This window comes from Halanaerobaculum tunisiense, from assembly GCF_054657635.1.
Map to the genome: position 1 here is coordinate 1 of NZ_BAAHYI010000047.1, position 230 is coordinate 230.

Consider the following 230-nt stretch of genomic DNA (forward strand, 5'->3'; position numbering starts at 1 on the left):
AATTTACAGTGAACAGTTAGAAAAGCAAATAATTTAAAGATTTTAATAATTTGAATTCAACTGTAAATTCTAAATTGTACACTGTCAACTATCTATAGGCCCCCATCGTCTAGCGGCCTAGGATACTGGGTTTTCATCTCAGCGGCAGGGGTTCGAATCCCCTTGGGGGTACCAACAAACTTACAATAAAGTTAAGAAATTACTTCTTACTATAAAATATTAAGAGGAAA

1 tRNA gene is annotated in these 230 nt (G+C 34.3%); it reads left to right on the forward strand.

The features are described 5' to 3' along the window. The first annotated feature begins 98 nt into the window (after positions 1–98). A tRNA-Glu gene (locus tag ACYQ3D_RS12695) sits at positions 99–174 on the forward strand. Positions 175–230: the final 56 nt, after the last annotated feature.